Source organism: Halomicrobium urmianum, from assembly GCF_020217425.1.
Classification (GTDB): domain Archaea; phylum Halobacteriota; class Halobacteria; order Halobacteriales; family Haloarculaceae; genus Halomicrobium; species Halomicrobium urmianum.
This window is the reverse complement of record NZ_CP084090.1, coordinates 612,676-630,712: the sequence shown is the minus strand read 5'-3', so window position 1 is coordinate 630,712 and position 18,037 is coordinate 612,676. Positions and strand designations below refer to the sequence as shown.

At 69.2% G+C, this 18,037-nt stretch carries 14 protein-coding genes; 5 read left to right on the top strand and 9 right to left on the bottom strand.

Annotated elements, in window-relative coordinates:
• From cmk to LCY71_RS03050, 4 genes are all read right to left on the bottom strand, one after another.
• Complete coding sequence (gene cmk / locus LCY71_RS03065) at nucleotides 1–579, bottom strand: (d)CMP kinase (protein WP_225334896.1); 579 nt, start codon at nucleotides 577–579, stop codon at nucleotides 1–3.
• A gap of 106 nt (nucleotides 580–685) precedes the next feature.
• Nucleotides 686–1,594, bottom strand: coding sequence for a DUF106 domain-containing protein (locus LCY71_RS03060; protein ID WP_225334895.1), 909 nt, complete (start codon nucleotides 1,592–1,594; stop codon nucleotides 686–688).
• An 89-nt stretch (nucleotides 1,595–1,683) separates the two neighbouring features.
• Nucleotides 1,684–2,334, bottom strand: a complete 651-nt coding sequence (locus LCY71_RS03055) for an adenylate kinase (protein WP_225334894.1) — start codon at nucleotides 2,332–2,334, stop codon at nucleotides 1,684–1,686.
• Between the two features lie 109 nt (nucleotides 2,335–2,443).
• Complete coding sequence (locus tag LCY71_RS03050; protein WP_225334893.1) at nucleotides 2,444–2,671, bottom strand: DUF7860 family protein; 228 nt, start codon at nucleotides 2,669–2,671, stop codon at nucleotides 2,444–2,446.
• Between the two features lie 82 nt (nucleotides 2,672–2,753).
• On the opposite strand from LCY71_RS03050, the gene LCY71_RS03045 reads away from it, so the two are divergent.
• The 4 genes from LCY71_RS03045 to hmgB all read left to right on the top strand — a co-directional run bounded on the left by LCY71_RS03045 (nucleotide 2,754) and on the right by hmgB (nucleotide 7,353).
• Nucleotides 2,754–2,999 carry a DUF8151 family protein gene (locus tag LCY71_RS03045; RefSeq protein ID WP_225334892.1) on the top strand — a complete coding sequence of 82 codons (246 nt, stop codon included), beginning with the start codon at nucleotides 2,754–2,756 and terminating at the stop codon, nucleotides 2,997–2,999.
• A 112-nt stretch (nucleotides 3,000–3,111) separates the two neighbouring features.
• Nucleotides 3,112–3,702, top strand: a complete 591-nt coding sequence (locus LCY71_RS03040; RefSeq protein ID WP_225334891.1) for a DUF2150 family protein — start codon at nucleotides 3,112–3,114, stop codon at nucleotides 3,700–3,702.
• Between the two features lie 183 nt (nucleotides 3,703–3,885).
• On the top strand, nucleotides 3,886–5,913 hold the full coding sequence (locus tag LCY71_RS03035) for an Ig-like domain-containing protein (RefSeq protein ID WP_225334890.1): 2,028 nt from the start codon (nucleotides 3,886–3,888) through the stop codon (nucleotides 5,911–5,913).
• Between the two features lie 102 nt (nucleotides 5,914–6,015).
• Nucleotides 6,016–7,353: a hydroxymethylglutaryl-CoA synthase gene (gene hmgB, locus LCY71_RS03030; RefSeq protein WP_225334889.1), complete on the top strand. Its 1,338-nt coding sequence runs from the start codon at nucleotides 6,016–6,018 to the stop codon at nucleotides 7,351–7,353.
• Nucleotides 7,354–7,626: 273 nt separating this feature from the next.
• Here hmgB and LCY71_RS03025 read toward each other — a convergent pair whose 3' ends face one another.
• The 4 genes from LCY71_RS03025 to LCY71_RS03010 form a co-directional block, all read right to left on the bottom strand.
• Complete coding sequence (locus tag LCY71_RS03025; RefSeq protein ID WP_225334888.1) at nucleotides 7,627–7,968, bottom strand: hypothetical protein; 342 nt, start codon at nucleotides 7,966–7,968, stop codon at nucleotides 7,627–7,629.
• A 106-nt stretch (nucleotides 7,969–8,074) separates the two neighbouring features.
• A complete protein-coding gene (locus tag LCY71_RS03020; protein ID WP_225334887.1) occupies nucleotides 8,075–8,782 on the bottom strand; it encodes a helix-turn-helix domain-containing protein in 708 nt (235 codons plus the stop codon).
• Nucleotides 8,783–8,875: 93 nt separating this feature from the next.
• Complete coding sequence (locus LCY71_RS03015) at nucleotides 8,876–10,015, bottom strand: YihY/virulence factor BrkB family protein (RefSeq protein WP_225334886.1); 1,140 nt, start codon at nucleotides 10,013–10,015, stop codon at nucleotides 8,876–8,878.
• A 78-nt stretch (nucleotides 10,016–10,093) separates the two neighbouring features.
• The gene (locus LCY71_RS03010) at nucleotides 10,094–10,684 is read right to left on the bottom strand and encodes a DUF7978 family protein (protein ID WP_225334885.1); all 591 of its coding nucleotides are present in this window, start codon (nucleotides 10,682–10,684) and stop codon (nucleotides 10,094–10,096) included.
• 147 nt (nucleotides 10,685–10,831) lie between these two features.
• Here LCY71_RS03010 and LCY71_RS03005 point away from each other — a divergent pair, with 147 nt between their 5' ends.
• Nucleotides 10,832–12,352, top strand: coding sequence for a replication factor C large subunit (locus tag LCY71_RS03005; protein WP_225334884.1), 1,521 nt, complete (start codon nucleotides 10,832–10,834; stop codon nucleotides 12,350–12,352).
• Nucleotides 12,353–12,431: 79 nt separating this feature from the next.
• Here LCY71_RS03005 and LCY71_RS03000 read toward each other — a convergent pair whose 3' ends face one another.
• Nucleotides 12,432–17,843, bottom strand: a complete 5,412-nt coding sequence (locus LCY71_RS03000; RefSeq protein ID WP_225334883.1) for a DUF7282 domain-containing protein — start codon at nucleotides 17,841–17,843, stop codon at nucleotides 12,432–12,434.
• Nucleotides 17,844–18,037: the final 194 nt, after the last annotated feature.

Here is an 18,037-nt window from a genome sequence, read left to right as displayed (position 1 = left end):
TCAGAAGTCGTAGTCGACGCCGGTGATCGGGGTCTGTCCCTCGTCGCCCTCGGGGCGGTAGGACTCGGCGGCGGTGGCGGCCAGTTCCAGCATGCCCGCCTCGTCCCAGCGGGCGGTGTTGACCGTCAGGTCGTAGATAGACAGGTCGTCGATCTCGATGTTGTAGTACTCCTCGTAGCGCAGCGCCTCGCTATCGGCGCGGGCCTGGGTCTCGTCGCGGGCCTCCGCGACGGGCTTGGCCTCGCGGTCGGCGATGCGCTCCGCGCGGACGTCCAGCGGGGCGTCCAGCCACAGCTTCAGGTCGGCGTACTCGCCGGCCATCCAGCCGGCCAGCCGGGACTCGAGGACGAGGTCGTTGCGGTCCTGCGCGGTCTCGCGCAGCCGGCGGTCGAGGTCGCGGTCGATCTGGTCGTCCTCCTCGGCCAGTCGGTTGAGCTCCACCAGCGACACCCCGCGCTCGTCCGCCAGCGAGCGGAAGATGTCGCCGCCGCTGACGTGATCGTATCCGAGCCGGTCGGCGAGGTTGGCGGCGAGAGTGCTCTTGCCGCTGCCAGCCGGTCCGGAGACGGTGATCAACATATCGGGACTCGGGGGTGCGTGGATTAAGAGGTTGTCTGTTCCGGGCGGCGGTCCCGGCCGACGGTCCGAAACGGCCGACGGGAAACAGAACGGGGCGACGGCCCGGTCAGGACGTCGTCGGCGTGGTCTGGACGTTCAGCGCCTTCCGCAGCAGCTGGGTGAAGGAGAGCGAGCACAGGAAGTACCAGACGATCCACGCCTGGACGGGGCCGACGACGCCTTGCTGCCACTGCGTCACCTCGCCGACGAGGGGCATCACGAGGACGGCCTGACTGCTGCCGCCGCCGATGCCGACGTCGAGGATCAGCCAGTACATCCACAGGAACGCGGGGATGGTCAGTAGCATGATCCAGACCATCGGGCGGAACTGGGCCTTGAACATGCCCAGCTGGTCACCCATGGCCTCCATCTGCTCCTCCTGAATGCGCTCCAGTTCGGCGTCGTCGCCCCGCTCCTTGGCGGCCTCGCGGCGCTCCTTGAGATCCTGCATGCGCTCCTGGTACTTGGCCATCACCTCGGAGTCCATCAGGTTGTCCTGAAGGATGGTCGACCAGAGGCCGGTCAGCACGGCCAGCACGAGGACGACGACGTAGAAGGGCAGGACGGCCTCTAGCGGACCGAGGACGAGGTCGATGGTGCTGCCCACGACTGCGCGAACGCTCTGGATGGAGTAGCCCGCGATCATCGAGACGGCGCCGAGGCCGGCGAGCTTGTCCCACTTCGTCCACTCGACCTCGGCCTCGTCGGCGTCGTCCGCGACGGCGGCCGGGTCGGTCTCCTCCAGCGCCTCGTGGATCCCCTCGGGGTCGTCGAGGACGAAGCCCTCGCCGTCGGCGTCGACCAGTAGGCCCTTCTCGATGAGCCGGCCCCACTGGCCGCTGGTGAGGTCGTCGCTGACGTCGCTCCACGAGACGGTGCCTTCCTCCTCGGCCACCTCGAGGACCGCTGCCAGCGCCTCGGTCATGTCCTCGCCCTCGCGGGCCAGGGAGTCCACCTTCTGCGCGGTGCGTGCCATGTATTGTATTGTGTTCTGCGGCCCGGCGTTATGAACGTTTTAGTCCGCGCTCGTCGCCACCGACGTCGACGTAGCGTCCCAGCGGATCGCTACTCGGTCCGCTCGTCGACGGCGTTCTGGATCTCCGACCAGACCTCGGCCGGCGTGCCCTCGCCGTCGATCTCGACGAACGCATCGCGGTCGGCGTAGTGGTCGATCACGGGCTGGGTGTTCTCGTCGAAGACGTCCAGCCGGTTGCGGACGGACTCCTCGTTGTCGTCGTCGCGCTGGATCAGCTGGCCGCCACACTCGTCGCAGACGCCCTCCTCCTCGGGCGGGTTGAACTCGACGTGGTAGTTGGCGCCGCAGTCCTCACAGACGCGGCGGCCGGTCAGGCGGTCGACCAGCTCCTCGCGGTCGACCGAAAGCGAGAGGATGACGTCGAGGTCGGTCATGTCCGCCAGTTCCTCGGCCTGTTCGCGGTTCCGCGGATAGCCGTCGAGGACGAACCCGTCGGCCGTCGAGAGGGCCTCCTCGACGATGGCGTTGACGACCTGATCGGGGACGAGGTCGCCCGCCTCCATGTACTCTCGGGGCGTGTCGTACTCCGTGTCCATGTCGGAGATGTCCATGTCCTTGTTCGCCCGGAGCGCGTCGCCCGTCGTGACGTGTTCGACGCCGTACTCCTCGGCGATGTTGCTGGACTGGGTGCCTTTGCCTGCGCCCGGCGGACCGAGAATCAGGATGCGCGGTGCTGCCATGAGCGTGGCTACTCCGGGGCCCGTTAAAGAATTGTCCAAACGTGGACGGCTCCGCCGGCTTCGGCGGGCGACGCGAACAGCGGCGAGAGCGGGCGAGACGACCCCGGCGTCACTCCGTCAGCGGCAGGATGACCCCGAAGCCGAACGCGCCGACCAGTCCGACGACGATGCCGAGCACCTCGGCGTCGAACAGCAGCGTCTCCTCCCACGCCGGAAGGGAACCGAAGGCGGCGTGCCCGACCGCGCTCCCGAGGGCGCCGAACAGGAACAGGCCGATTCCGAGTGCGACGAGACGCTTGGCAGTCGTCGAATAGTCGATGTTCCTGGTGTGGCTCATCGAGCGGACAGGCGGTCGCGGGAGACAAAAGCCTGGCCGTCCGCCCGAAAGGCCCTTGCACCCCGGCAGGAGAGAGAGGTACATGCGTGATACGATTGCCGACGCCCTGGGCGAGGGCGTCGTCCTCCTCGGAGAGATCGCCGCGATGACCGTCCTGACCGCCGTCGGGATCCTGGCGGAGCGGGCCGGGCTGGTACACCTCGCGTCCGGCGTCGACGCGCTGACCGTCTGGTTCCTGTTCGTCGGAGCGGTGGCGCTGTACGCCGGCGTCTACCAGCTCGGTCTCCGGACCGTCCTGCCGCGCGCCCGCCGGATCGTCGGCGAGTGAGCCACCCTGACGTCCGCGCGAGCCGGGCACTGGCCGCGGCGCGAGCGGACTGGCGTCCTTCCCGGGGGAGACTGGTCGAAAGTAATAACCCCGGTGATGCTTACGAGGAGATATGAGCACTCCGCCGGGGGAATACTACACCGAGGAACGGTGGCAGAACTGGCTCGAACGGATCGAAGAGGAGGAGGTAGACCCCGAGAACGAGGACTCGGCGCGTCTCCTGCTGAATCTCCAGGACGACGCGGCCATCGCGATCGCGAAGATCATCACCGACTACGAGGAGGGTCCTCTGGACGAGGAGACCGCGCTCGAGGAGATCGACGACATCCGGCAGATCGTCCTCGAGGAGGTCGAGATAGACGACGAGGAGAAGCTGATGCTCATCGACGGCGTTCAGACCTCCCTCGTGTGCGTCTTCTACGCTGCCGAGGAGTTCGTCGCCGAGGGTCCCGCGGCGGAGGGCACCGTCACCGACTACGTCGAGGCCGCGGCCGACGCCGAGGCCGAGGAGGACCTCGACGCCGCGCTGGGCTACTGCGTCCAGGCCGGGACGCTGATCATCGACGGCGAGGAGCTCGACGTCGACGCCGCGGCGGAGCTGGAGTACGGCCTCGTCTCGGAGTGGGTCAACGGGCTCGACAGCCTCCAGACCGCGATGAGCGACCCCGAGGTCGTCGAGGAAGAGGACGAGGAGTCCGAGTAGCCCCGGCCGGGGTCCAGCCCCGCGTCGGCGGGACCGGCCGTCGCGCGACGCGGTGTCGCATCGACGGCGGTGCTGACCGTCGCGGTCCCGCTCTGACAGCTGGATCCACCGACGCGACTCCCGATTATCGAAACGATCAGTACGACGGGTAGCTTTTTGAGGGCGTAGCGGCAACCGCGACCGATGCAATTGCGGGACGACGAGCGCGCCCAGTCGGTCCAGATCGGTGCCGTCCTCCTGTTCGCCGTTCTGGTGCTGTCGTTCTCCTCCTACCAGGCCGTCGTCGTCCCGGACCAGAACCGGGCGGTCGAGGTTACCCACAGCGAGCGCGTGCAGGGGCAGCTGCAGGAACTCCGCAACGCCGTGGTGTCGGCGGTCGGCGGCGGGAGCCACAGATCGACCGCCGTCGACCTCGGGACGCGCTACCCGAGCCGCGCCGTCGCCGTGAACCCGCCGCCGTCCGCCGGCACGCTCCGGACCGCGGGGACTGGCGACGACCGGGTCACCGTCTCGGTCAGGAACGCGGTCGCCGACGGCGAGGCGGGCGACGTCTGGAACGGTACGGCGCGCGTCTACCCGACGGGCGGCATCGTCTACGACCCCGGCTACAACGTCTACCGGGACGCCCCGCTGACCGTCTACGAGCAGACGGTGCTGTACAACGACTACGACGACGCGCGGATCGGCCTGGCCAACCAGACGATAGTCGAGGGAGAGACCGTCTCGCTGGTCGCACTCGACGGCTCGCTCTCGCGAACGTCGTCGGGGACGGCGTCGGTCGACGTGCGCCCGATCAGCGCCTCGCAGCGGACCGTCACCGTCACCGACGACGGCGACCCGATCACGGTCGCGTTCGCCACCCGACTGCCCGCGGCCGCGTGGGAGCAGCGACTGGCCGGGCAGGCACGCGTCGCGGACGTGCGCGAGCGCCCCGACGCGGCGCCTGACCCCTACCGACTCGTCGAGGTCGTGCTGGAGCGGGGCGTCACGTACCGGCTCCAGTTGACCAAGGTGGGCGTCGGGGCGAGCGCGACGGGCGAGAACGCGACGTACCTCGTCGACCGGACCCGCGGGGCGACCGTCCGGAAGGACGAGACGGTCGACGTCGCCGTCGCGGTCCGCGACGACTACGGCAACCCCGTGCAGGGAACGACGGTGAACGGAAGCGTGGGCACCGGTTCGCTCTCGCCGTCGACGGCGACGACCGGTGGGGACGGTCGGGTCATCTTCGAGTACGACGCCGGCGGGGTCGACCCGGGCACCTACCGGGTCAACGTCAGCCTCGGCCGCGTCGGGAGCGGGTTCGACGGCGGGACCGGCGAGAACGCGACCGTCGAGGTGACGGTGACGGAGTCGTCCGGGACGGGCGACAGCGGCTCCTACGCGCTCGGCTGGCGCGACCCCGGCGGAACCGACGGGAACGGCGGCGTCGCCCTGTCGGACTGCTCGGCCGAGTCCTGCGTCTGGGACGTGGGCGCCAGCGACAGCGACGACCTCGCGCTCGTGGCCGCGCTCGATCCGAGGTTCGAGGGCGTCGGCGTCGAGTACGCGGTCGACAACGCCACAGTCGGGACTGTCGCGCCGGCCTCGAACACGACCGGAAGCGACGGCGCGGCCGGGACGACGCTCGCGGCCCGCGAGAACGGGACCGTCGACGTGCTCGCGTCCGCGAACGAAGATGGCGACGTGATTACTATCGAGGTGACGAACGTCTCCACCAGTTCGTCGTCACTGCCGACCGACCAGAACGGAATCCGATACGAGGATGGACTCGCGACTACTGAGAGCGACAGCGCAATACAGTTCGATATCACGAACGTCGACTCCCAGTTCGCACGCGTCGAGAGCGTCGCCGTGACGACCCGAAACGGCGTCGGCGGAGAGATCTACAACGGCGACGCGCGCGAGATCGAGATCTCCGGCGGCGATTCGAACGGCTACAGGGACGAAAGCGGCAATCCGTCGGCCAGTGCGCTCGCTGCGGACGGAAGCAGTATCGCTCTCGACCAGAACGGAGTCCTCTCCGACTCCGGTGGCGGGGCTAGCGCGACCGTGTTCGTCGGTCAAATTGGCACCGCGTCCGGCAACACCTTCAGTCAGTACGACTTCGCCGACCTGGAGCGCGTCGCTTCGACCGACAGCTGGGACGTCTCCGTGACGCTCGAGTTCCAGAATCGCGGAGACGTGACCTACTACTTCAGGGAGCAGTGACGCGGTAGCCGCGACCGCCGCGGTCGGACGCGACCTGTGATTTCGACGATCGTCGATCCTTTAGTCGACAGGAACTTATATCGCGACCATGTCTTCCCCCCCATGACAGGAGTCGGCATCGACGCGATCGAGATACGGACCGGGAAGCTCAAGCTCGACCTGGCGGAGACGTTCGCGCCCGCCCAGGGCGAGGACCCCGGGAAGTACACGAAGGGCCTCGGCCTGCACGCCTCCTCGTTCCCCGACGTCTACGAGGACATCGTGACGATGGCCGCCAACGCGGCCCACCGGCTGATGGAGCGCAAGGGGCTGACCCCCGACGACGTCGGCCGGATCGACGTCGCGACCGAGAGCGCCTTCGACAACTCAAAGCCGGTCTCGACGTACGTCGCGGGCTGTCTGGAGGAGGTCTACGACGAGGACTTCCACCACGCGAACAAGGGCGAGCGGAAGTTCGCCTGCATCGCCGGCACCCAGAGCCTCGACGACGCCTTCAACTGGATCCGCGCCGGCCGTAACCGCGGCCGCGCGGCGCTCGTCATCGCCACCGACACCGCGCTGTACGCCCGGGACGACCCCGGCGAGGCCACGCAGGGCGCCGGCGCCGTCGCCATGCTCGTCGACGAGGACCCCGACCTCGTGGAGTTCTCGGCCGAGCAGGGCTTCGGCAGCGCCGACGAGACCGACTTCCTCAAGCCCAACCAGCAGTTCCCCTCCGTCGACGGCAAGCGATCGGTCAACGTCTACCTCGCCCGCATGCGCGAGGCGCTGGACGACTTCGCCGCCGCGGCGGGCGACCTCCACCCCGACGACTACGCGATGGTGCCGTTCCACACCCCCTTCCCGGGGATGGTCCGGAAGGCCGCCGCGCTGGGCTATCGCCACATCGTCCGCGACACCGACGTCGAGCTCGCGCTGGCCGAAGAGATCGGCCGCCAGCCCCGCCCGGAGGAGTTCAAGACCCGCGAACAGTACTTCGACGCGATGGAGGAGTACACCGACGAGCTCACCGAGACGGAGCGCTACGAGGCCTGGTACGCCGACTCGATCGAGCCCACGCTCTCTATCGCCCGCGAGGTCGGCAACTGGTACACCGGCTCCGTCCACGTCGCCCGCGTCGCCGGCCTCAAGCGGGCCCTCGAAGACGGCCGCGAGATGGCCGGCGAGCAGCTACTCGTCGCCTCCTACGGTTCCGGCGCCCAGGCCGAGGTCCACAGCGAGACCGTCGCCGACGGCTGGCAGGAAGAGATCGAGGCGCTGAACGTCGACGAGCAGATCGAGGACCGCTACGAAATCTCCTTCGAGGAGTACGAGCAGGTCCACGACGTCCACAACCACGACACCGAGACCGACGTCGAGGAGTTCACCGCGCCCGAGGGCGAGTTCGTCTTCGACGGCTGGGGCCGGATGGGCGAGCGGAAGTACCGCTACGTGCGGTAAGCTACTGTACCGAGCGGGAACGAAGTGACCGCTCGGCTTTTTCGCCCACGTTTTTGCGCGAGTGGTTCGGGAGCGGAGTGACCGAACCACTCGCGCAAAAAGGTGGGTAGCGGGCCGGATGGGCGAGCGAAAGTGCCGCTACGTGCGGTGATCTGCCGCACACGAGCGTAGCGAACGTCTCTTCACCGACGTTTTTTCAGACGAGTTTCGCCACTATCGCGCGACTCGGTCCGAGTAGAAGTCGAAGACGTAAGGCGGCAGCTCCGGCGGCCGTCACTGGCCGGTCTCGCTGGTCCGCGGGTCGGCCTGTGGCAGCGGGCCGACGGCGTAGAGGTCGAACAGACAGAGGACGATGACGGACAGCGGGAAGAGCACGTCAGACGGGGCCAGCGACCGCTCCAGGGCCTCGAGGAGGAAGGGCTCGCCGACGGTGGCGTCGACGAGCGCGTAGCTGCTCAGTAGCATTAGCGAGCCCACGTACAGCGCGAACCACGCGAGGCCGCGCTTCCAGCGACCGACCAGCACGTGCCCGACGCCGGCGCAGACGAGCGTCGCGACGAGCGCGACGACCCGGTAACACCGCGCCAGCGACGGCACGCGTGTGTGCGTTGACATGGTGGTCACCTCGTTGAGTGGTAGGCGGTCCGGACGTATTTATGCGTTGTGTGCGTTTCAAGCGCTGATATCGGTCGGATCGCGCGCTGGATCCGCCCTGGGGGCGCTACGGCAGGTTCCGCAGGCCGGCGAGCATCTCGTCGAGGCTCAGGTCCGTCGTGGCCAGCGAGAACCCCTCGATGCGGGCCAGGTCGGGCGCGTGGTCCCAGAGGTCGGCCTCGTCGATGCCGTGGAGGACGACGGCGTTGGGCGTCGGCGTCACCACGCGGAGCGCGACCAGCGGCGACTCGCCGCGGGTGACCCCGGTGAACACGAGCGCGCGGTTGGTCGACTGCCCGTACAGTTGGTAGAACTCGTCGGAGGAGAGGCGCGTGATCACGGCGATGGAGTTGATCACGGTGTGGCCGGCGACGGTGTCGTGTTCGCCCCGCACGAGCTCGGTTCCCCCGATGGCGTCATAGTACCGCTCGAGCGGGATCCTCGCGGGGTACTCCCGGAGGTCCTGGACGACGTCGGAATCGAACCCCGAAGAGAGTACCCGGGCGTACTGGCGGATGTGCTCGCCGCCGCGGCGCTCGTCGACGTCCAGCAGCGCCCCGACGATGCGGCGGACGACGTCCGTCCCCGGGTTGTCCCGGCGCCCGCTCTCGTAGTCGGAGACGACCGACGGCGAGACGTCCAGCTCCGCGGCCAGTTCCGTCTGGGCGACCTCGAAGTCCGTCCGCCACTTTCGGAGCGTCTCGCCGGGGTCGTCGCTGAGCGCGATCTCGCCGGCCATCTTCTCTGCCAGTTGCTCCCGCGGCCCGCGCGTCATCACCGGTGGGTGGCGGGACGGCGGCAAAAGCGTGTCGGAGCCGTCGGTCCGATCGCGGTGTTCCGGGACGCAGTCGCCGTCGCTCGGCCGGGATCAGTCGTCGCCGCCCGCCCCCCGCGGCCTGCCGGAGTCGCCCGAGCGTCGGGTTGCGCCGGCGTCCTCGGGGCTCCGAGCGTCCGCTGCCGGCCCCTCGGGACGGTCCTCCGCGACCTCCCACTGGAGGGTGACCGACCGCTCGTCTCCGTCGGCGGAGGCGTGCTCGACCAGCCGGACGTCGCCCTCGGGCGGACCGTGTTCCTCCTCGCCCTGGGTCGGCGAGGGCGTGACGCCGTCGTAGCCCAGCAGATCTGTCCGGAGCCCGTCGAGGTAGTTGCCCAGCTCGCGCCGGTCCAGCGACTCCTTCCGGACCGTCCTGTGAGTGGCCGAACCCCTGCCGACTCCGCCGGGCTTGCCCGAGGAGTGGCCGCCGAGCACGGCGTTGAGGACGGCCCCGAGCAGGAAGACGAGGCTGGAGAAGTAGAGGTAGGTGATGACGACGATGATGCCGCCCGCGAAGCCGCCCGATCCCGGATCGCTGAACGACAGGTACACCTGGAACAGTCCCTGGAAGATCGCCCAGCCGACGGCCGCGAACAGCACCCCGGGAACAGGGTCTTTCAGCTCCATGTCGACGTCGGGGAAGACGTAGAACATCGGGTAGAAAGCGAGCGCGAGCCCGGCCACGAGGATCAGGGGCGTCAGCAGGCCGAGCAGGGGGATCGTGTCGGCGAAGATGCCGAAGATCAGCGTGGCGCCGACCACGGTCACCACCGCGAGGAGGATCGCCAGGAGCACGACGAGCCCGTCCCGGAGCGTGTCGGTAAAGGAGTTGTCCGACTCGGTCTCGTAGATCTCCGAGAACGCGGTGTCGAGCCCGCGGAAGATCTTGAGCGCGCCCCAGAGGATGACGACGAGCCCGATGATCCCCGTGCCGGCGATCGAGGCCTCGCTCTGGAGGATCTGCGCGACGACGCTCGACACCGGGCCGGGCACGTAGTTCTGGACCGTCTGGACGATCCGCTGTTTGAGCCCCACACCGAGCGTCGTCAGCACGAGAACGAGCAGTAGCAACGCCGGCGCGAGCGAGACGAAGGCGTAGTACGCCAGCCCCGCGGCCATGAACGTGACGTTCTTCTCCGAGAAGTCGCTGAACACGCGCTTCCCGACGCCGAGGACGTTCGAGGTCGAGACCATACCTGACGTTGGACTGTCAGAAGCAAAACTGGCTCGCCTGCGGATGCCACGCACGGGCCGTCCGGGCCGGTGTGTCGGCTACGACGACCGGGGCGTCGCCCGCGATTCCTCGCCGCTCGACGCGGCTCCGATTGCGGCCCCGAGCGTCCCGAAGACGAGGGGGTAGACGACGCCAGCGAGGCCGACGGCCGTCACCAGCGTCGGCGAGCCGCCGCTGTTTTCGCCGACGGTGACCGCAAACAGGAGCGCGCCGAGGACGGCCAGCGGGAGGTAGCCCAGCGCCACCGACGGGCCGATCCGGAGTGCACGTCCGACGTCTGCGGCCCCCTCCAGTCGCGCCGTCGCCAGGCCCGCGACCGTCAGCAGGCCGGGCGGGAGCAGGTACAGGACCGGCGACAGCGAGTCGCTCTCCGCGATGAAGTTCACCGCGTCGGTGCCGCCGACCAGCGGCAGGTCGACGGTGATGGTCGTCGTGACGAACTGGGCGTTGAAGAACAGCCACCCCACCACCTTCCAGGCGGCGTCCTCGTCGCCGAACGCCTCCGCGACGCCGGTGAACAGGGAGTCCCGCACCGCGGAGATGGTCAGCGCGTACACCAGCACGTACGCGAGCACGAACGCGAGCGCGCCGGCGACCGCACCGACGGCGTAGCTGCGGCGATTGGTCATGCCGAAGTCGACCCCGCCGGTCGGTATATGTTTTCGGGCTCGGGCTTCGATCGGTGGAGGCTAGCAGGCCGCCAGCACGGAGCGCTCCAGCCCGACCGGGCGCGGGGTCCGCAACCACTAAGCGCGCCAGCCACCTGACTCGACGTAATGGCTGACTGGACGGAGACGTACCGCCCCTCCACCCTGGCCGAGGTGCGGGGCAACGACAAGGCCCGCGACGCCCTGCAGGAGTGGGCCGAGACCTGGGACGAGCACCGCGAGGCCGTCATCGTCCACGGCTCGCCCGGGGTGGGCAAGACCTCCGCCGCGCACGCGCTGGCCGCGGACATGGACTGGCCGACCATCGAACTCAACGCCAGCGACTCGCGCACGAAGGACGTCATCGAGCGGGTCGCCGGCGAGGCCGCCAAGTCCGGAACGCTCTCGGCCGGCGGATCGGGCCGCCGGCTGGTGATCCTCGACGAGGCCGACAACATCCACGGCAACGCCGACCGCGGCGGCTCCCGGGCGGTCACCTCGCTGGTCAAGGAGGCCGGCCAGCCGATGATCCTCATCGCCAACGAGTACTACGAGATGAGCAACGGCCTCCGGAACAACTGCGAGGACATCGAGTTCCGCGACGTCTCCAAGCGCTCCATCGTGCCGGTCCTGAGGGACGTCCTCCGGCAGGAGGGCATCGAGTTCGAGGACGACGCGCTGACGACGATCGCCGAGCAGAACAGCGGCGACCTCCGGGGCGCGATCAAGGACCTCCAGGCCATCGCCGACGGACGGGACCGACTGGAGGCCGACGACGTCGTCACCGGCGAGCGCGACACCACCGAGGGCGTGTTCGACTTCCTCGACACCGTCATCAAGAAAGCGGGCGCTCAGGAGGCGCTGGAAGCGAGCTACGACGTCGACGAGACCCCGGACGACCTCATCAACTGGATCGAGGACAACATGCCCAAGGACTACGAGGGCGCTGAACTCGCCCGGGCCTACCACTACCTCGCCAACGCCGACCGCTGGCTCGGCCGCGTCCGCGCGACGCAGAACTACTCGTTCTGGCGCTACGCCGGCGACAACATGACCGCCGGCGTCGCCGCCGCCCGCGACGGCGAGAAGGGCGGCTGGACCCGCTACGGCCCGCCCTCCTACTGGTCGAAGCTCGGCCGCTCGAAGAGCACCCGGAACACCCGCGACCACGTCGCCCGGCAGATCGCCGCCGTCAACGGCGTCTCGATGCGGACCGCCCGCCGGGAGATCATGCCGTTCCTGGCGACGATGACCCACCACTGCAAGAACCGCGAGCTCACCGTCGCCATGGCCGCCCAGTACGACATGGACGCGGAGCACGTCTCCTTCGTGACGGGGTCGGGCAAGGACACCAACAAGGTCCAGTCCATCGTCGAGGACGCCGAGCGCCTGAAGGAGGAGGCCGCCGTCGAGTCCTCGGAGGGCGCATTCGAAGGCGCGAGCGTCGACGCCGGGAACGACGGCGAGGAGCCGGAGGACGGCGATGACGACGGCGACACCGGCGAAAGCGGGTCGTCCGACGGCCAGTCCACGCTCGACGGCAGCGCCGGCGACGAGGGAGGCGATGAAGAAGCGGCCGAAGACGACTCCGTCGACGCCGAGGATGCCGGGGAGGACGAGCAACAGACCGGCCTCGGCGACTTCGCGTAGCCAGTTGCCAGTTCACCACCGCGTCGCTCCGGTCGTCGACTGGCGGATCGAGCCCCGGCATGCATCGCCGGGACTCGATCTAGGCCGCTCCGTTCGCTGCTCCACTCTCGTTCGTCTCAGAGTCACCGGCCGGGGCCTCGGTTGATCCGTTCGTCGGCGTCTCCTCGTCCGGTCCGATCGGTTCGCCCTCTTCTCCCTCCGCCGCGTCGTCCTCCGCTTCGTCACCTTCCGCCGCGTCGTCCTCCGCTTCGTCACCTTCCGCCGCGTCGTCCTCCGCTCCGTCACCTTCCGCTGCGTCGCCCTCAGCGTCCGTCTCCGGCTCCTCAGGCGGTTCAAGCAGCCCCTCGATCTCGTCGGCGGGCTGGGTCTCCGCCGTCGCGTTGTCCAGCCCGAGGTTCGAGAGGTTCGCGGTCCAGACCAGCTGCTCGTCGGTCGACTCGGGCGTCCACTCGACGGTGATCGCTCCGTCACCGGGGACGATGGCGTCGGGCGGCTGGTCGGCGGTGGTGCCGGCGGTGAACTCGCTCTCGGCCGGGTTCAGCGCCCCCGCGTTGGGGTTGGACGTCGCGAAGGTGACCAGCGCCGTCTCGTTGTCGACGACGGCGATCGATTCGACGCTCAGCGTCGGGGCCTCGGGCCGCTGCTCGACGCTCACGGTAGCGCTGTCGTTGACGACCTCGCCGCTCCAGTTCAGGTACGGCTGATCGACCTCGCCGGCGGTCGCGACGAAGTCCGCCTGCTCGTCGTCGTCAGTGTCGCGGTGTGCCACCGCGTAGAGGGTGGCGTTCTCCGTCAGATTCTCCGACAGCGGGACGGTGACGTTCTCGTACTCGCCCGGCTGGAGGTACGCCGATGTCCCGATGACCGATTCGGTCGCGTCGGCTGCCCCGGGCGGCGCGTTCCACAGCGTCAGGAAACCGCCCTCGGAGAGGTTCGCGGAGCGGACCACCGCGGCGGAGCCGTTCGAGGTCTGGTCCGCGAACGCGACCGTCGCGTTCGGGACGGTCACGGACGCCTCGTCGCTGACGGGCGCACTGGTCGCGTTCACGTAGGGGACGTCGCCGGTCTCGGCATCGGCCGCCGGGCTGAACGACCCGTCGTCGTCGGCGTCGCGGTAGACGGTGGCGTTCAGCGTTCCGTTCCGGTAGATCGGCTCGTCGAGTTCGATCGAGAGGGCCTCGTACTCGCCGGGTTCGAGGTACGCCGAGACCCCGAGGACGTCGTCGGTCCCGTTCGTCGAGTTCGCGTGCAGCGCGACGAACCCGCCCTCGGAGAGGTCCGCCGACGCCAGGTCGACGTGCGTGTAGTTGGCCGTCTGGTTCTCGACGGTCACGTTCGCGGTGGGTTCGGCTTCCTCGGTGACCTGGTACTCGACCGACTCGTTCGCAAGTTCGGTGTCGTCAACGGCGGCGCGGACGGCGACGTCGACGGTCGTGTCGTTCTCGATCGGCGGGTCGAGCGGCAGAGTCAGGTTCTCGACCGCCTCGCCCGCGGACAGGTTCTCGCTCCGGACCGACTCGCCGTCGTACTCCGCCGCGACGTAGTAGTCGACGCTGGCGTTCGCGCTCGTGACGTTCAGCACCGACCCGTGACCACGCTGGTCCTCGACGGTCAGGTTGGCCGTCGGTGCGGTCGGCGCCGCCGCCGTCACGTCGTACTCGACGGATTCGTTCGCGAGTTCGGTGTCGTTCGCCGCGTCGACTACGCTCACGTTCACCGTAGAGTCGTTCTCCAGCGGCGGTTCGAGGTCGAGCGTGAGATTCTGTACGGACTCGTCGGCGTCGAACTGGTCGCTGGTCGCAGTCGCACCGTCGGCCTCGGCCTCGACGACGTAGTCGACCGACGCGCTCGCGTTCGCGACGACCAGCTCGGAGCCGTTGCCCGCCTGGTCCTCGACCGTCAGGTTCCCGGCGGGCCCGGGCGCGACTCCGTCCTTGGTAACGTCGTACTCGACGGATTCGTTCGCGAGCTCGGTGTCGTTCGCCGCGTCGACTACGCTCACGTTCACCGTGGTGTCGTTCTCCAGCGGCGGTTCGAGGTCGAGCGTGAGATTCTCGGCACCCTCGCCGGCCACGAACTCGTCGCTGGCCGCCGTCGACCCGTCGGCCTCGGCCTCGACCACGTAGTCGACGCCGGCGTTCGCGCTCGTGACGTTCAGGACGGACCCGTTGCCGTCCTGGTTTTCGACGTTCAGTGCGGTCGGTTCGCGGACCGGCGCGACGCTCACGGTCGCCTCGTCGGCGGCGGTCGCGCCGGTCGCGTTCTCGTAGGGCACGTCGACCTCGCCGCCGGACGCCGAGTAGTTGAGGGCCTGATCGCCGTCGGTATCCCGGTGAACCGTCGCGCTCAGCGCGGTCGTCTCGTCCAGCGGCGCGTCAAGCGGTACGGTCACGTTCAGTTGCTCGCCCGCTTGGAGGTACTCCGACGCGCCGATCACGTCGTCGGTGCCGTTCGTCGAGTTCGCGTGGACCGCGACGAATCCGCCCTCCGGCAGGGTGGCGGACGCGACCAGGACGTCACCGTCGGTCGCGTTCTGGTCCTCGAACGTGACCGAAGCGTTGGGCTGCGCTCCGTCTTCCGCCCCGTCGTCGACCTCGTACTCGACGGTCTCGTTCGCGAGTTCGCCGTCGTCAGCGGCCGCTCGGACCGAGACATTGACCGCCGTGTCGTTCTCGACGGGCGGGTCGAGCGGCAGGGTCAGGTTCTCGACGGACTCGCCCGCGGACAGATTGTCGGTGCGGACCGTCTCGCCGTCGTACTCGGCCGCGACGTAGTAGTCGACGCTGGCGTTCGCGCTCGTGACGTTCAGGACGGAGCCGTTGCCCATCTGGTCAGTGACGTTCAGCGTCGCGTCGGACGGGACCGGTTCCGGCGCAGTCACGTCGTACTCGATCGTCTCGTTGACGAACTCCTCGTCGGTCTCGGCGTCGACGACGCTCACGGTCGCGTCGGAGTCGTTCGCCAGCGGCGGCTCGAGCGGGATGGAGACGTTCTCCGCCGACTCGTTAGCCTCGTACTCCGCGCTCGTGCCGGTCGTGCCGTTGGCCTCGGCCTCGATCACGAACGGCTCGGTCGCCGTCGCGCTCGACACGTTCAGGGCGGAGCCGTTGCCCGTCTGGTTCTCGACGGTCAGTGCGGCGTTCACTCTGGGCATCGGCACCACGCCACCCTCGACCTCGAACGTGACCTCGGACTGGCCGCCGATCTGCACCGTGCGGTTGTCCTCGGCCGCCGCGGTCAGAGTGTAGTTGCCGGGCTCGAGCGACTCGGTCGCCGCCTCGCCGGCGGGCACATCGAAGGTCTGCTCGTCGCCGTCATCGGCGGTCACGGTCGCTTCAACCGCGGTCTCCGACGGATTCTCGACGGTGAGGGTGCCGTTCTCGACCGCCGCGTCGAGGTCGATCGGTTCGCCGTCGTCGGCCTCACCGTCCTCGACCGTGATCTGCGCCGCCTCGCCGCCGTCGACCGGGACGGACTCGCCGTCGACCGTCTCGGCGGTCAGCGTGTAGTTCCCGGGTTCGAGGACCCTGAGCACCTCGTAGTCGGCGGGCACGACGATGGTCTCCACCGCCTCGCCGTCCCGCTGGACGTCGACGACGACGCGCTCGTCGTTCGGGTTGTCGACCGCGAGGATCCGGTCGTCGACGGTCGTCTCCAGGCTCTGGAAGACGCCGCCGACGGAGACGGTGAGCTCGTCGCGGCCGGCGACCTCAACGTCCTCGCCCTCGCCGGTCTCGGCGGTCATCGTGTACGTGCCCGCGTCGAGCTCGCGGGTGACGGACTCACCAGCGGCGAGAGTGATCGTCTCCACGCTGCCCGCCTGCTCGGTGAGCGTGACTGTCACCGCGACGTCGTTCGGGTTCGCTAGGAACACCGCGTCGCCCTCGGCCGAGGCGAACAGGCTCCGCAGCTCGTCGGGCTCGTCGGCGTCGTCCTCGGGGTCCTCGGCGGCGCCGCGCGCGTAGTTGATGATCGTCACGTCGTTGTCGATGTTGATCTGCGCCGCGGTGGCCGCGGTGTCCGACGCGGCGCGCTGGGTGACGATCTGGAGCTGCTCGATCGTGATCTCCTGTCGCTGGGTCACCGAGACCGCGCCCTGAGACGCGCCCTGGGCGGCCGACTGGATCTGGGTAACGCTGGCCGTCTGGTGCTGGGAGAGCGCGCCGTCGGCGGCGCTCGCGGCGATGATCTGGATCTGGACGACGTTGATCTGCTGGACCTGGACGATGGTCCCCTGGCCGGCGCCCGCGGCGGCGGCCTGGATCTGCTGGACGTTCACGACCTGGTTCTGGGCCGCGGACCGCGCGGCGCCCGACGCGGCGCCGGCCGCCGCCTCCTGAATCTGGACGACGGTGACGGACTGGACCTGCCGGACGACGCCGGATGCCCCGCCAGTCGCGGCGGCCTGTATCTGGGTGACGCTTGCCGTCTGGGACTGCGAGATAGCCCCCTTCGCGGCGCCAGTCGCCGCCTGCTGGATCTGCGTGACCGTCACCCGCTGAACCTGCCGCAGCGCGCCGCTGGAGGCACCCCTGGCGGCGGCCTGCGTCTGTTCGACCGTCACTTCCTGACGCTGTTCGATCGTCAGCGCGCCCTGCGCAGCGCCGATGGCGGCGATCTGAATCTGCTTGACCGAGGCGTTCTGGTGCTGGGACAGCGCGCCCTCGGCCGCGCCGACCGCCGCAGTCTGGCGCTGTTCGATCGTGACGTTCTGCCGCTGCTCGATCGTGGCGTTCTGTCCGACGAGCGCGCCGAACGCGCCGCCCTGCGCGGCCTCACGCACCGCGCCGGGCTGGGTCGATTCGTTCTTGCCGGCCTCGTGGGCCGCTCCCGCGGCGGCGCCCTGCGCGACGACCTGGACCTGCCTGACCGTCGCGTTCTGCCGCTGGGCGACGGCACCGTGCGCCGCACCGTAGGCGGCGTGCTGGAGCTGCGTGGCCGCGACGGACTGACGCTGGGAGAGCGCGCCGTGGGCCGCGCCAGCGGTCGCGTACTGGACCTGCTCGGCGCTGACGTTCTGGCTCTGGAACAGCGTTCCCGCAACCGCGCCGGCGCTCGCGTTCTGGAGCTGCTCGACGGTCGCGTTCTGGTGCTGTTCGGCCGCCGCGACGGCCCCGTCGACCGCTGCGTCCCGCTGGCTCTGGTTCACGCTGACGCCCTGCCTCTGGAGTCGGACGACGGTCTCGTCGACCGCCGATTCGACGGCCGTCCGCGTGTCGTTAGATGCGTTAGCGCCGTTCGACGCATCCCCGTCGCCGCTGTTCAGGGCGTCCCCGCCGCTGCCGTTCAGCTCGAGCAGTTCCGGGGCCGACGTCCACTCCTCGTCGGCGCCGCCCTCCATCTGCGCGTCCGACCCGCCAGTCTGCGTCTGGGCGGCGGCGAACGGTGCGCCCGCGGAGAGCACCATCGCCGCCGCGACGAAGACGACCGCGAAACGCTTGACGCTCGTCGATACTCTACGCTCCCGCTGCCCGCCGCCGTTCGGTGACATGGGACCTCCTTCCGGCAATCCTCGCTTAAACCGGAGAGATCGTTTCCCGCAGTCGGACGCCGGCGGTCGTGGTAGGCCGCCACAAAAGCCGGTGGACAGCCGTCGGGACGGGCGTTCACTCGGTCCGCGCCGATCGACGGCGATTCTGAGGGGTAAGAGAGGACAAACGAGCCGGGCGGGACCGTCCGCGGTGC